Source organism: Shewanella sp. DAU305 (assembly GCF_026802235.1).
Classification (GTDB): domain Bacteria; phylum Pseudomonadota; class Gammaproteobacteria; order Enterobacterales; family Shewanellaceae; genus Shewanella; species Shewanella baltica.
In genome coordinates this window covers 447,084-461,820 of the sequence record NZ_CP113808.1, presented here as the reverse complement: position 1 = coordinate 461,820, position 14,737 = coordinate 447,084, and the positions used below count along the sequence as shown (strand labels likewise).

At 47.7% G+C, this 14,737-nt stretch carries 7 protein-coding genes and 3 rRNA genes; 5 read left to right on the top strand and 5 right to left on the bottom strand.

Annotated elements, in window-relative coordinates; translation table 11 throughout:
• Positions 1–76: 76 nt before the first annotated feature.
• The 3 genes from OX890_RS01925 to OX890_RS01915 form a co-directional block, all read right to left on the bottom strand.
• Positions 77–280: a DUF2061 domain-containing protein gene (locus OX890_RS01925; protein WP_012090669.1), complete on the bottom strand. Its 204-nt coding sequence runs from the start codon at positions 278–280 to the stop codon at positions 77–79.
• Between the two features lie 185 nt (positions 281–465).
• Complete coding sequence (locus OX890_RS01920) at positions 466–1,371, bottom strand: 1,4-dihydroxy-2-naphthoyl-CoA synthase (protein ID WP_006084758.1); 906 nt, start codon at positions 1,369–1,371, stop codon at positions 466–468.
• 124 nt (positions 1,372–1,495) lie between these two features.
• Positions 1,496–1,846: a hypothetical protein gene (locus OX890_RS01915; protein ID WP_006079351.1), complete on the bottom strand. Its 351-nt coding sequence runs from the start codon at positions 1,844–1,846 to the stop codon at positions 1,496–1,498.
• 91 nt (positions 1,847–1,937) lie between these two features.
• Here OX890_RS01915 and ccoG point away from each other — a divergent pair, with 91 nt between their 5' ends.
• From ccoG to OX890_RS01890, 5 genes are all read left to right on the top strand, one after another.
• Entirely contained in the window at positions 1,938–3,365 is a 1,428-nt protein-coding gene (gene ccoG / locus OX890_RS01910; RefSeq protein ID WP_006079352.1) for a cytochrome c oxidase accessory protein CcoG, read from the top strand.
• Positions 3,366–3,993: 628 nt separating this feature from the next.
• Positions 3,994–5,538: ribosomal RNA gene (locus OX890_RS01905) — 16S ribosomal RNA — on the top strand.
• Positions 5,539–5,905: 367 nt separating this feature from the next.
• A 23S ribosomal RNA gene (locus OX890_RS01900) occupies positions 5,906–8,808 on the top strand.
• A gap of 139 nt (positions 8,809–8,947) precedes the next feature.
• Positions 8,948–9,063: ribosomal RNA gene (gene rrf / locus OX890_RS01895) — 5S ribosomal RNA — on the top strand.
• The 16S, 23S and 5S rRNA genes sit together here, the layout of an rRNA operon.
• 288 nt (positions 9,064–9,351) lie before the next feature.
• Complete coding sequence (locus tag OX890_RS01890) at positions 9,352–11,802, top strand: GGDEF domain-containing phosphodiesterase (RefSeq protein ID WP_126493366.1); 2,451 nt, start codon at positions 9,352–9,354, stop codon at positions 11,800–11,802.
• Here OX890_RS01890 and OX890_RS01885 read toward each other — a convergent pair.
• A complete protein-coding gene (locus OX890_RS01885) occupies positions 11,759–12,742 on the bottom strand; it encodes an alpha/beta fold hydrolase (RefSeq protein WP_126493364.1) in 984 nt (327 codons plus the stop codon). The genes OX890_RS01890 and OX890_RS01885 overlap by 44 nt on opposite strands.
• Before the next feature lie 95 nt (positions 12,743–12,837).
• Positions 12,838–14,649: a DUF885 domain-containing protein gene (locus tag OX890_RS01880; RefSeq protein ID WP_126493362.1), complete on the bottom strand. Its 1,812-nt coding sequence runs from the start codon at positions 14,647–14,649 to the stop codon at positions 12,838–12,840.
• Positions 14,650–14,737 lie beyond the last annotated feature (88 nt).

The following is a 14,737-nucleotide window of genomic DNA, read 5'->3' as shown; positions in this document are numbered from 1 at the left end:
GGCGGTTTTTTCATTTAGATTCACAACAAAACGACGCTTAACTTACAGCAATAGCAAATGCTGGTGGCTTAGCTTTCTATGCTGGAATGACATCTAGCTCGTGCTGCTTTTTTGCCTCAATGCGTTTCCATACTTTGTCGTGGAAGTAAAACACCACAGTGTTAATCGCGGGTTCAACTAAGGCCACTGCGCCGCCGACGATCACGCTGCCGGTTAATAAATAGGTTACGGTAAAAGCGACGCTAAAATGTAGTACGGCAAAAGTAAGTGTCTTAGTCATGATCTTGTCCTCTAAATAGGCTCCCAGCGGGAATACCTAGATGATAACAATTCTCATTAAAATTAAAAGCCGTGTTTTCAGATTAGTTTAAACGGTTTTATCTATTTATCCGTTGTAAAAAACATAAAGCCCTCACTCTGGAGGGCTTTGGGCTGCTAGCAGTAAATTAAAGCACTGCTAATAAACTAGTAATGCCAAGGGAAGGCGGAGAAATCTTGATCGCGTTTCTCGAGGAAGGCATCGCGCCCTTCCTGCGCTTCGGCGCTCGCATAGGCTAAACGCGTCGCTTCACCGGCGAATAATTGCTGGCCGACCATACCATCGTCAGTCATGTTAAAACCGTATTTAAGCATACGCATAGCCGTAGGCGACTTAGAGTTAATCTCTTTGGCCCACATTAATGCCTCGGTTTCTAGCTCTGCATGGGGAACGGATTTATTGACCATACCCATGTCGAAGGCTTCATCGGCGCTGTAGTTAAAACCACAGAAGAAGATTTCGCGGGCACGTTTTTGACCTATCATTTTGGCGAGATAAGCGCTGCCATAACCTGAGTCGAAGCTCGCTACGTCGGGATCAGTCTGCTTAAATATCGCGTGCTCTTTCGAGGCTAAGGTTAAGTCGCACACTACGTGTAAGCTATGGCCGCCACCTACCGCCCAACCCGGCACAACGGCGATGACCACTTTAGGCATAAAGCGGATCAAGCGTTGCACTTCTAATATATGCAAGCGGCCCATTCTGGCTTGATCGGCTTTACCTTCTTCGGCGCCTTCATATTTATAGCCATCTTTACCGCGAATACGTTGATCGCCACCCGAACAGAACGCCCAGCCACCATCTTTTGCCGAAGGACCGTTACCCGTTAGCAGTACGCAACCTACATCAGACCATTGGCGTGCATGATCGAGTGCGATAAATAACTCATCAACGGTTTTAGGTCTGAAGGCGTTACGGCACTCAGGGCGGTTAATGGCAATGCGGACTGTGCCGTGGGCTTTAGCTCTGTGGTAGGTGATGTCGTCGAATTGAAATCCACTGACTTCATCCCATAGGGTGGGATCAAAAATGTCTGATACTTGTTGGGTCATGATTCATAGGCCTTTGTGCTGTAATGCCTCAAAGGCTAGGCGGAATCATATATAAGGTCAATCACCTAAGCCTAAAGCTTAGCGCTATATAGCAAAATCCCGTTTGCCTATGAGTCGGTGATGGTTAGAGGTGATCACAGAGATAAAGCTGATTATCTTTGCTGAACACTGGATGTTCTGGCGCCATAGTGCCGCAATAGTTAGCTTTAAAGTCGGCAATAGACTCGGGTGTCATTGGAATCTGATTAAAGGCTTCGAGTTCTAATGTCGACAAGCGCTCGACGATGTCGGTTCTTACCTTAGCCAATTTATGGTCGATTTTTATGATTTTTGTTCCCGTCATAGAGTCAACTTTATTCTCTATTTTTTTGACCATAGCCTCAGTCTTTGCAATAGGAGCATCTAATTTATCTGTTTCTGTGTATAAGTAATACAAAGCACCCGCGAGTAGCGCCAATATGAGCCAACCTTTCATCTTTTAGTCCAACATAAGTGAATAACCATTAAGAATATGGGTATAATAAGCTAGTTTTCGTCCAATATTAAAGCAGTAAAAGGCTGTAACGATGAACTCAGAATCTAACAACAAGGACTATTCGAAAACCAATCGAATTAAGATTCACCAGCCAGATGCGAGTAAAGCGGATCGCTTTAACCCTCGTAATCGGATTTATGTCCGAGCCATAGACGGTTTGTGGAGTAGCTTACGTCGCCGCATGGGCTGGATTGCCATGTTATTTTTCCTGCTTTTACCTTGGATCCCTTGGGGCGACCGTCAAGCTGTATGGTTTAACTTAGGCGAACAAAAGTTTCACGTCTTCGGTTTAACTATTTGGCCACAGGATCTCACCTTGCTCGCAGCGTTGTTTATGATAGCTGCCTTTGCGCTGTTTTTTGTGACCACCTATCTTGGCCGCGTTTGGTGTGGATACACTTGCCCCCAAACAGTATGGACCTTTATGTTCATCTGGTTCGAGGAAAAACTTGAAGGTGCGCGCAATAAACGCATTAAGTTAGATCAAATGCCATGGAGCTTTGACAAACTCTGGCGTAAAACGGCAAAACATACGGCTTGGCTATTGCTCTCACTGATGACGGCGATGACCTTTGTGTCCTATTTCGTGCCGAGCCGTGAAGTCTATGTCGACGTCTTTACGCTTAATGCTTCTGGCGGTATCTACTTCTGGGTCGTGTTCTTTACACTTGCCACATACGGCAATGCGGGTTGGATGCGTGAAATCATGTGTATCCACATGTGCCCTTATGCTCGTTTCCAAGCGGCCATGTTCGATAAGAATACCTTTATCGTAGGTTACGATACTAAACGTGGTGAGACTCGTGGTCCGCGTTCGCGTAAAGATGACCCAAAAGAGCTAGGCCTTGGCGACTGTATCGACTGTGACTTATGTGTGCAGGTATGTCCTACCGGTATCGATATTCGTAACGGTCTGCAATATGAGTGCATTAACTGCGGCGCTTGTATCGATGCCTGCGACCAAACCATGGATCGTATGGGTTACGAGAAAGGGCTTATCAGCTATACCACTGAGAACAAGTTAGAAGGTATAAAGCAAAAAGTGCTGCGACCTAAACTTGTCGGTTATGGTGTGGTATTGATGGCGATGATATTAGTCTTTATATACTCTAGTGCGACCATAGCACCTGTGCGTATGGACATTATTCGTGATCGTAACCAGCTCTATAGAGAGAATAACCAAGGTTTGATTGAAAACACCTTCACCTTGAAGATTCTTAATAAGACTGAGCAATCCCACGAATACACTATGAGTGTCGAAGGATTGGACCACTATAAATGGTACGGTCCAACTTCGGTCACTATTGCGGGTGGTGAAGTATTAACGTTACCTATAAGTGTCGGCATTGATCCGGTTGAGCTTTCTCGTTCAGTTACTGACATAGAGATCAAAGTGAAAACCCATATCGACGGTGAAGAAGTCGAAGTTGAGCAAGAAACTCGCTTCTTCAGTCCATAGATAACAGTATTAATGATGATCTAACTGAGCGTGACTCTATAGATTGTCAGACTTAATCGAGACAAAGGGGGGCTTTTTAGCCCCTTTTTTATACGTATCGTTTGATTAGTAAACGTCTAAACCATTAATCGTTATTTTCCTACAAAAAGCCCTTGCGCACTTTCTCAATCTCCCTATAATGCGCATCCACTGACACGGCAGACAGCGAAAGCAAGCTGGCGAGTTAGGTTGAATTGAATGGCTTACTCTCTGTTGAGAATGGCACTTAATTCAATCGCAGCAAGAAGTTGAAAAAACTCCTTGACGCGAAACGGGAAATGCGTAGAATACGCAGCCCTAGCCAACTGGAAGCGTTCGGCGCTCAGTGTGGTACTCACGTCCTCTTACGGATATTGAGTTGCTCTTTAACAAGATAAAACAAGAAATCTGTGTGGACACTCACAGGTGTTGAGTTAATCGAAACTGCTTAACTTTCAGGTTGGCAGTCAAAAATTTAAATCAATGTAACAATGAGTGTTCATAGCAATATGTACAGTTTGTTTCAGCCCTTCTTTTATAAGGAGTGCGAGAAACAAAAAATCAGAATTCATTGAGCCGCTGATTCCTTCGGGATGAAGCAACAAAACTTTAATTGAAGAGTTTGATCATGGCTCAGATTGAACGCTGGCGGCAGGCCTAACACATGCAAGTCGAGCGGCAGCGGGAAGATAGCTTGCTATCTTTGCCGGCGAGCGGCGGACGGGTGAGTAATGCCTAGGGATCTGCCCAGTCGAGGGGGATAACAGTTGGAAACGACTGCTAATACCGCATACGCCCTACGGGGGAAAGGAGGGGACCTTCGGGCCTTCCGCGATTGGATGAACCTAGGTGGGATTAGCTAGTTGGTGAGGTAATGGCTCACCAAGGCGACGATCCCTAGCTGTTCTGAGAGGATGATCAGCCACACTGGGACTGAGACACGGCCCAGACTCCTACGGGAGGCAGCAGTGGGGAATATTGCACAATGGGGGAAACCCTGATGCAGCCATGCCGCGTGTGTGAAGAAGGCCTTCGGGTTGTAAAGCACTTTCAGTAGGGAGGAAAGGTAGCAGCTTAATACGCTGTTGCTGTGACGTTACCTACAGAAGAAGGACCGGCTAACTCCGTGCCAGCAGCCGCGGTAATACGGAGGGTCCGAGCGTTAATCGGAATTACTGGGCGTAAAGCGTGCGCAGGCGGTTTGTTAAGCGAGATGTGAAAGCCCCGGGCTCAACCTGGGAATTGCATTTCGAACTGGCGAACTAGAGTCTTGTAGAGGGGGGTAGAATTCCAGGTGTAGCGGTGAAATGCGTAGAGATCTGGAGGAATACCGGTGGCGAAGGCGGCCCCCTGGACAAAGACTGACGCTCAGGCACGAAAGCGTGGGGAGCAAACAGGATTAGATACCCTGGTAGTCCACGCCGTAAACGATGTCTACTCGGAGTTTGGTGTCTTGAACACTGGGCTCTCAAGCTAACGCATTAAGTAGACCGCCTGGGGAGTACGGCCGCAAGGTTAAAACTCAAATGAATTGACGGGGGCCCGCACAAGCGGTGGAGCATGTGGTTTAATTCGATGCAACGCGAAGAACCTTACCTACTCTTGACATCCAGAGAATTCGCTAGAGATAGCTTAGTGCCTTCGGGAACTCTGAGACAGGTGCTGCATGGCTGTCGTCAGCTCGTGTTGTGAAATGTTGGGTTAAGTCCCGCAACGAGCGCAACCCCTATCCTTATTTGCCAGCACGTAATGGTGGGAACTCTAGGGAGACTGCCGGTGATAAACCGGAGGAAGGTGGGGACGACGTCAAGTCATCATGGCCCTTACGAGTAGGGCTACACACGTGCTACAATGGCGAGTACAGAGGGTTGCAAAGCCGCGAGGTGGAGCTAATCTCACAAAGCTCGTCGTAGTCCGGATTGGAGTCTGCAACTCGACTCCATGAAGTCGGAATCGCTAGTAATCGTGGATCAGAATGCCACGGTGAATACGTTCCCGGGCCTTGTACACACCGCCCGTCACACCATGGGAGTGGGCTGCAAAAGAAGTGGGTAGCTTAACCTTCGGGGGGGCGCTCACCACTTTGTGGTTCATGACTGGGGTGAAGTCGTAACAAGGTAGCCCTAGGGGAACCTGGGGCTGGATCACCTCCTTACCTATACGACTAACTCGATGCTTTTGAGTGTTCACACAGATTGCTTGTTTATCTTCTCTTAGGAGAAGTCAGAGCTGAATGCGCCGCTAGCCGGTACGCATTGTTCTTTAACAATTTGGAAAGCTGATAGTATGTAACGTGATGATGTCTGTCGTCATGTTACTTACAAACCGATGTAAACGTGGAAACGTTTGCATCATGAGTTCTCAAACACTTTATTAAGTGTCTTGAATATTCAAAAAGTAAATTATTCTTTATTGAATAGTTTACGTCTAAGGCGCGTCCACTTCTTTGGTCAGAAGTGAGACAAGTAAAACCAAGCTGGTCGCAATGCGACTCAGGTGAGTGAAACTCATTTGGGTTGTATGGTTAAGCGACTAAGCGTATACGGTGGATGCCTTGGCAGTCAGAGGCGATGAAGGACGTAGTAACTTGCGAAAAGCGTTGGCGAGCTAGTAACAAGCATTTGAGCTAACGATGTCCGAATGGGGGAACCCAGCAGCATAAGCTGTTATCGCAACATGAATACATAGTGTTGCGAGGCGAACCCGGGGAACTGAAACATCTAAGTACCCGGAGGAAAAGAAATCAACCGAGATTCCCCTAGTAGCGGCGAGCGAACGGGGATTAGCCCTTAAGTCAGTGGGGTGTTAGTGGAATGTGTTGGAAAGCACAGCGGCACAGGGTGATAGCCCCGTACATGAAAACTAACCATTGATGAAAACGAGTAAGGCGGGACACGTGACATCCTGTTTGAATATGGGGGGACCATCCTCCAAGGCTAAATACTCCTGACTGACCGATAGTGAACCAGTACCGTGAGGGAAAGGCGAAAAGAACCCCTGTGAGGGGAGTGAAATAGAACCTGAAACCGTATACGTACAAGCAGTGGGAGCGGTTCTTGAGACCGTGACTGCGTACCTTTTGTATAATGGGTCAGCGACTTACATTTTGTAGCGAGGTTAAGCGAATAGCGGAGCCGTAGGGAAACCGAGTGTTAACTGCGCGTTTAGTTGCAAGGTGTAGACCCGAAACCCGGTGATCTAGCCATGGGCAGGTTGAAGGTTGAGTAACATCAACTGGAGGACCGAACCGACTAATGTTGAAAAATTAGCGGATGACTTGTGGCTGGGGGTGAAAGGCCAATCAAACCGGGAGATATCTGGTTCTCCTCGAAAGCTATTTAGGTAGCGCCTCGAGCGAATACCATTGGGGGTAGAGCACTGTTAAGGCTAGGGGGTCATCCCGACTTACCAACCCTTTGCAAACTCCGAATACCAATGAGTACTACTCGGGAGACAGACGGCGGGTGCTAACGTCCGTCGTCAAAAGGGAAACAACCCAGACCGTCAGCTAAGGTCCCAAAGTACTAGCTAAGTGGGAAACGATGTGGGAAGGCTTAGACAGCTAGGATGTTGGCTTAGAAGCAGCCATCATTTAAAGAAAGCGTAATAGCTCACTAGTCGAGTCGGCCTGCGCGGAAGATGTAACGGGGCTAAGCTAGTCACCGAAGCTACGGGTGCACAGTTTACTGTGCGCGGTAGAGGAGCGTTCTGTAAGCCGTTGAAGGTGAAGGGGTAACCCACGCTGGAGGTATCAGAAGTGCGAATGCTGACATGAGTAACGATAAAGGGGGTGAAAAACCCCCTCGCCGAAAGACCAAGGGTTCCTGTCCAACGTTAATCGGGGCAGGGTGAGTCGACCCCTAAGGTGAGGCCGAAAGGCGTAATCGATGGGAAACAGATTAATATTTCTGTACTTCCGCTAACTGCGATGGAGAGACGGAGAAGGCTAGGCTAGCGCGGCGTTGGTAGTCCGCGTTTAAGGTGGTAGGTTGATTTCTTAGGCAAATCCGGGGAATCGCACTTTAGTGTGCAGACTGAGAGCTGATGACGAGGTCCTAAGGGACTGAAGTAGTTGATGCCATGCTTCCAGGAAAATCTTCTAAGCTTCAGGTTAGTGGGAATCGTACCCCAAACCGACACAGGTGGTCGGGTAGAGAATACCAAGGCGCTTGAGAGAACTCGGCTGAAGGAACTAGGCAAAATGGTACCGTAACTTCGGGAGAAGGTACGCTCTTGTTGGTGATGAGACTTGCTCTCTAAGCTGACGGGAGTCGCAGATACCAGGTGGCTGCAACTGTTTATCAAAAACACAGCACTGTGCAAACTCGCAAGAGGAAGTATACGGTGTGACGCCTGCCCGGTGCCGGAAGGTTAATTGATTGGGTTATCGCAAGAGAAGCTCATGATCGAAGCCCCGGTAAACGGCGGCCGTAACTATAACGGTCCTAAGGTAGCGAAATTCCTTGTCGGGTAAGTTCCGACCTGCACGAATGGCGTAATGATGGCCACGCTGTCTCCAGCCGAGACTCAGTGAAGTTGAAATTGCGGTGAAGATGCCGTATACCCGCGGCTAGACGGAAAGACCCCGTGAACCTTTACTATAGCTTGGCACTGAACATTGAACCTACATGTGTAGGATAGGTGGGAGACTTTGAAGTTGTGACGCTAGTCATGATGGAGTCGTCCTTGAAATACCACCCTTGTAGTTTTGATGTTCTAACCTAGGTCCCTTATCGGGATTAGGGACAGTGCCTGGTGGGTAGTTTGACTGGGGCGGTCTCCTCCCAAAGAGTAACGGAGGAGCACGAAGGTTGGCTAAGTACGGTCGGACATCGTACGGTTAGTGCAATGGCATAAGCCAGCTTAACTGCGAGACATACACGTCGAGCAGGTACGAAAGTAGGTCATAGTGATCCGGTGGTTCTGAATGGAAGGGCCATCGCTCAACGGATAAAAGGTACTCCGGGGATAACAGGCTGATACCGCCCAAGAGTTCATATCGACGGCGGTGTTTGGCACCTCGATGTCGGCTCATCACATCCTGGGGCTGAAGTCGGTCCCAAGGGTATGGCTGTTCGCCATTTAAAGTGGTACGCGAGCTGGGTTCAGAACGTCGTGAGACAGTTCGGTCCCTATCTGCCGTGGGCGTTGGATGATTGAAGGGAGCTGCTCCTAGTACGAGAGGACCGGAGTGGACGAACCGCTGGTGTTCGGGTTGTCATGCCAATGGCATTGCCCGGTAGCTACGTTCGGAATCGATAACCGCTGAAAGCATCTAAGCGGGAAGCGAGCCCTAAGATGAGTCATCCCTAGGAATTTAATTCCTCTAAAGAGCCGTTCGAGACTAGGACGTTGATAGGCATGGTGTGTAAGCGTTGTGAGGCGTTGAGCTAACATGTACTAATGACTCGAGAGGCTTAACCATACAACCCAGATGGGTTTTACGAAGTAGCCTTAGACAGAATATCGACACTTGATGAAGTGCGAACTCAAACAAAGCAAATCAGCTTTCCGAATTATTATTAGCGTGAGCCAGCGATGGACACGGTAATAAACAGAATTTGCTTGGTGACAATAGCCTTGTGGAACCACCTGATCCCATCCCGAACTCAGAAGTGAAACGCAAACGCGCCGATGGTAGTGTGGGGTCTCCCCATGTGAGAGTAGGTCATCGCCAAGCGCCTAATTATCTCATTGAGATGTAACGAAGCCAGCTGAATAAGCTGGCTTTTTTGCGTCTGCAATTTGTTAAATCGGCGTTAATACAGAACATTGTTCTATTCGTTTTAGCCCTGGTCATTTTGCTAGTTCTTTACGTTTTTTCCTTCCCTAATTTCAGACTTTTATACTCTAAGTTGATTATTTACATCAAGATCTCGCTTAGTTTGATAAGTCCTTTTGCTTAGTGGTTAGTTTCCCGTTAGCATACAAAACTATTCACATTTTTGTTAAAGGCTGTCTGTTGCCTATGCTTCGTAAGCTTTCGCTCGCGGTACTGCTCCCTCTGTGTATGCTGACACTATATTTAGTGTTGGTCATAGGCGAGTACCTGTTTGAAAGCGATCAAGTGCGTGCTGAATTGGCGCAGCGACAATCGACACTGATAAAGCAGCAGTTGTTTCGGATGCAGAATGTGGTTCAATCGGCGCAGGCTTTACAGGATGTGGAGCGGATCGAGCAGGAGGTTTCCTTAGCAGCGCTGGATATGGGCACTATGGTTTATATCTTAGTTGATGCTGATAGCCGTATTCGTTTTGCAAACCATACTGTTTGGCGCGATAGCAATGCCATGCAAGTCATTGATGGTTATGATGCTACTCGTCATCGTGCAGTGGTTCAGGCTTTCCTGCCACAAATTCTCGTTAATCTCGAACGCTTAACCATTCAAGCATATTATCCCGTCTTGCCTCAGTATGGTGGTGCGGTTGATTTGATTTATCTTGAAGCCGATTTAGCGCCTTTAGTCGCCGAAGCTTCCGCTAAGTTACAACAACGTTTTATGCGGGTTTGGGGGCTGGGTGGATTATTACTGATAGGTTTTACCTTCATTCTCTATTTCCTGTTGATCCGTCCATTCCAAATATTAAGCGAGGCCGCTAAACAGGTAGGGACTTCTTCCTTTTCGACATCGATCCCATGGAGCTCATCAGAAGTCTTATCATTGCAAGCCAGTTTGCAGCAGGTACATGAACGTTTGAGTCGTGCCGTGAAACAGTTGAATGATAGCGAACTGCGCTGGCTGTTTGCAGTGGAAGGCTCGCGGAACGGTATTTGGGATTGGGATATCAGTACGGGTGGGGTTTTTCTTTCTGATCGCTGGAAAGAGATGATCGGTTATGCGCCGGATGAATTAGCGGGCGTATTCCAGACTTGGGAAACGCGGTTACATCCCGATGATAGGGATATCGTACTTGATGCGTTGCAGGAGTACGTTAGCGGTAAAAGTAAGGAATTTGAAAGTGTCCATCGCCTGCGACATAGAGAGGGGCATTATGTGTGGGTGCTGGATCGCGGCATGTTGGTTGATTGGGACCCTCAAGGACGTCCGACTCGGATGATCGGCATTCATATGGATGTGTCAGAAAGTGCCAAGAACCATGCTGCGATTAATGAACTTGTGGATCAATCGGTTACGGGGCGCAAGATGTTACCCGATGTCTTTATGGCGCGACTGTCGCAATTTTTAACCCAAGGTAATAGCTCTGGCCAATGGGGAGCATTGCTGCTCGTTGAGGTGGATAGATTAGGCTTAGTCGCGACTTTAAGCTCCCACGAATTAGAGCGCTTACTCACGCAAGTGGCTGCACGTCTATCGAGTTATTTCACTGAGAATATTACCGTTGGCCGATTGGAGTCCGGTGATTTTGTTTTGCTGGCGAAAGACTTAGCGATAGATGCTTCGGTGGCTGCGCGTCGTGCTTTAGCGCTTGCGAGTGAGTTAAGGCAAGTGATTGCTCGACCATTCCATTACGGTCATCATCACTTTGAGCTCAGCGCGAATGTGGGGATTTGTTTGCTCGATAGCATAGAGACCTTAGATCCAGCTTTAGTCATGCGTCGCGCCGAGCTAGCAACCTTGAGTGCTAAGCGACCAGGGCAAGCGGGATGCGCTTTCTATCATGCTGAGATGGATTTACGTCAGAGCCGTGATGAACAGTTACAACAGGAATTACAGACAGCATTACAGCAAGATAGCATGACGTTAATGTTCCAACCTGTGATGAATGTGCACAGTGAATTGGTCTCGGCTGAAGTGCTCACGCGTTGGTATCGTGCTGATGGCGAGTTTATCCCGCCTGCAGAGTTTGTAGCGTTAGCCGAACAGGGAGGAATGATTGCTGAACTCGACCTTTGGGTCGCTAAACGTGTGTGTCAGTTTATTCAGACATCCCATGCTCAAGGCCGGAGTTTACCGACTTTAACTCTTAATATCAGTGCATTCTCATTTGGTCAGGCAGATTTTGTTGATGCATTGATTGCGTTAGTTAAAGAGCATGGCATTGTGGCTCATCAACTGGGTATTGAGCTCAATGAGGTCGCATTGTTAATGCAACCACAGTTTGTGGCTGAGCGCGTGTCTAAGTTAGTTGATGCAGGGATAGGCATCGTCCTCGATCATTTCGGTTCTGGATCGAGTGCTTTGAGTTGTTTAGCCAACCAGCCATTAGTTGCGGTTAAATTGGATATGAGTTGTATTGATTCATTAGCCGCAATGCCACAAAGAGTGAAGGCGTTAATTGTCTCTGCGCAGCAGTTTAATTTGCACGTGGTGGCTAAAGGCGTTGAATCACCCCAACACTATCAAGCCTTTGTTGAATTTGGCTGTGATGGTTATCAGGGCTATTTATTCAGCCGAGCGTTAAACCAAGTGGACTTTATCCAGCTTGTTTGTCCTCGTCCTTTATTGCGAAGCGTTTAAAGAAGTCGAGGGCATAATTTAAGGCTTGGTTCCGATAGGCGTCTTTTTCCATAAAAATCTCATGGGCAGCCCCTGCGATCACCTTCAATTGGCAATGAGTGCTCACCGCAAGATTCTGGGCTGCATTATCAACAATCTTATCTTCACTCGCTTGCAGTATCAGGATCGGCGTGCGAATTTGGGCTGTTGCCAGTACGCAGGTGTCTGCTGCATCTAAAGACTCTGTCAACCAACGGTTAGTTGGGGAACCGAGTTGTAACTTAGGGGCCGCGTCATACAAGTCTCGATAGGCTTGGTATCTACTTTGGCAATGGGTTAGCTCATTTCCTTTGAAGGGAACCGGTTTATAGTTCTGTCCTCCAAGCACATAGTTAGGTTCGCCACCATTGAGAGTGGTATCGAGTTTACTGGCTAACCAGCGCACGAATGCTTTTGGCATAGGTAATTTGATGCCATACATGGGCGCTGAAAATGCCGCGGCGGTAAAAATATCGGGATGCTGTTTGAGATACAAAGTGCCAATCGCGCCACCCATTGAATGGCCAAGTAGCATGAGTTGTTTGTCGTTTTGTGGTAACACTTTCTTCTGCATAAACAGTGCAAAATCATCAATATAATCATTAAATCTTCGCACATGACCCATGTGCGGATTGATTGTCATACGATCCGACAATCCTTGGCCACGGTGATCGATGGCATAAACTGAGTAACCCTGTTGGTATAAGTCGAAGACCAATTCTTGATACTTTAAATAGGATTCAACTCGGCCACTACTGAGAACGATTGCGGTATGCGCTTGGGGATGTTTGACCATCATATAAGCCAGCGTGATGCCATCAGCTGTGATCAGCGTGTCTTGAACAACGCTTTGCCAGAAGGCTTGCTGCTCTGAGGTATTTAAATCGTGTTCAGTCGAAAATGTCACTTTGGCTTGGCTCATACTCAGTCGCAAATCATTTGGCTTTAATGGTTTACTAGAGTGTAACAGACAACCATGGGAGTCTGAAAATACCGACTCCCATGGTTGTGATTAACTTAGCGTGTCGCCTTTTTAGCTTCAATAAAATCATTGATTTGCTGTTCGAGGATCGACATAGGTACTGAGCCATTTTCGAGCACAGCGTCGTGGAAGGCGCGAATATCAAACTTGTCGCCGAGTTCCTGTTCTGCTTTAGCGCGTAACCGTTTGATCGTTAACTCGCCAATCTTGTAGGACAAAGCTTGTCCTGGCCACGAAATATAACGGTCAATTTCGGTCGTGACATTGTGCAGTGATAGCGCGGTATTGCTGGCCATAAAATCGATGGCTTGTTGACGACTCCATCCTTGGGCATGCATGCCTGTGTCTACGACTAAACGCGCCGCCCGCCACATTTCATAGGTTAAGCGGCCAAAGTTACTGTAGGGATCTTGGTAGAAGCCAGCCTCCAAACCTAAGTATTCGCAATACAGACCCCAGCCTTCACCGAAGGCAGAGATATAGCCATAACGACGGAAGTCAGGGAGTGACGTTAGCTCAGAGTTGAGTGAAATTTGCAGATGATGACCGGGTACGGCTTCGTGCAAAGTTAAAGCTTCTAACTCGTAGAGTGGGCGCTTATCCAATGCATAAGTGTTGACCCAGTAGTAACCGGGTTCGTCATCGCTGTTCGATCCTGAATATCGGCCTGTGGTGTATTTCGGCGCAATTTCGGCGGGCACTGGCGCTATGCCATAGGGTTTACGGGGAAGTTTGCCGAAGTATTTAGGCAGCATGGCATCGGCTTTTTTGGCAATAAATGCCGCTTCTTTGAGTAACTGATCGGCACTTGTGGTGTAGAACTGGGCATCGGTCCGCAGGAAATGTAAGAAGTCGGCAAAGCTGCCTTTAAAGCCAACGGACTTGATGATTTGCTCCATCTCTTGGCGGATACGCTTAACTTCTTTTAAGCCCAGTTCATGCACTTCTGCCGACGTCATATTCAAGGTCGTATAGTAACGCACTCGATTCTCATAAAACTCAGCACCGTTAGGTAAGCTGCTGGCCGCGATATTTTCCCGTGCATTGGGAATGTACTCTTTGGTCATAAAGTCATAGAAGTTTTGGTACAGCGGCAAGACTTTTTGCTCGACTAAAGCGCGACCTTCTTGGGTCAGCTGAGTTTTTTGTGCCTCAGTGAAATAGCTGGGGTATTGCGTAAAAGGTTTGAAATAACCGCTCTTTTCCACAGGGACGATATAAGCACTGATACTGTCTTCAAAGCCATTGAGTGTCACTTTAGGCGGCGTTATTCCCTCGGCGAGTCCTTTTTTTAGCCAGTGAGTTTGCTGGGCGAAATAGGTCGGGAGTGCATTGAGTTTGGCAATATAGTTGCGGTAATCCTCAAGGGTGTTGAATCTTCCCTGTGCGATTGAGGTGATATAAGCGTGGAAGCCGCTTTCTGCGGTAATGGGCAAGTAATAATCTTTAAAGCGATACAGGTCGACATCGTTTTGGATCTGATCTTCCAGTATTTGAGCGTTAATCTTATCTTCTTTACTCAAACTGCTGCGGTCGAGTGCTTTGAGCTGCGCTAATACTGCGATTTGGCCTTGATTGAGCTTAGCGAGTGCAGCTGGCGAGAGATCCGATAACTTTCCTGCGGCACTGGCATCGCCCATGCTGTAAGCCATTTCAGGACTCGCGCTGAGCTGTAATTGCCAGCTTTGGTCGATAATCGCCTGCAGCGCGGGAGCTATGGGCTCAACTTGCGATTGTGTTGCTGATATTGCCTGTGGCGCTGCGGTTTGGCTATTTTTTGTGGTTTGAGTGGTACTGCAGGCGCTTAATGCGCATATCAATAAACTGGGGGTTAAGAGTTTATGCATAGTCGATCTCTGATATTTTCGTTGTTATTGAAGTCATTATGCCTGATGAATACGGCAGTTCCTTGTATGGATATTAAGCAGAATTGTG

What these genes read in the sequence shown, in the direction of transcription:
- OX890_RS01925 (WP_012090669.1), bottom strand. Translation starts at nt 280, where the DNA reads ATGACTAAGACACTTACTTTTGCCGTACTACATTTTAGCGTCGCTTTT.
- OX890_RS01920 (WP_006084758.1), bottom strand. Translation starts at nt 1,371, where the DNA reads ATGACCCAACAAGTATCAGACATTTTTGATCCCACCCTATGGGATGAA.
- OX890_RS01915 (WP_006079351.1), bottom strand. Translation starts at nt 1,846, where the DNA reads ATGAAAGGTTGGCTCATATTGGCGCTACTCGCGGGTGCTTTGTATTAC.
- ccoG (WP_006079352.1), top strand. Translation starts at nt 1,938, where the DNA reads ATGAACTCAGAATCTAACAACAAGGACTATTCGAAAACCAATCGAATT.
- OX890_RS01890 (WP_126493366.1), top strand. Translation starts at nt 9,352, where the DNA reads ATGCTTCGTAAGCTTTCGCTCGCGGTACTGCTCCCTCTGTGTATGCTG.
- OX890_RS01885 (WP_126493364.1), bottom strand. Translation starts at nt 12,742, where the DNA reads ATGAGCCAAGCCAAAGTGACATTTTCGACTGAACACGATTTAAATACC.
- OX890_RS01880 (WP_126493362.1), bottom strand. Translation starts at nt 14,649, where the DNA reads ATGCATAAACTCTTAACCCCCAGTTTATTGATATGCGCATTAAGCGCC.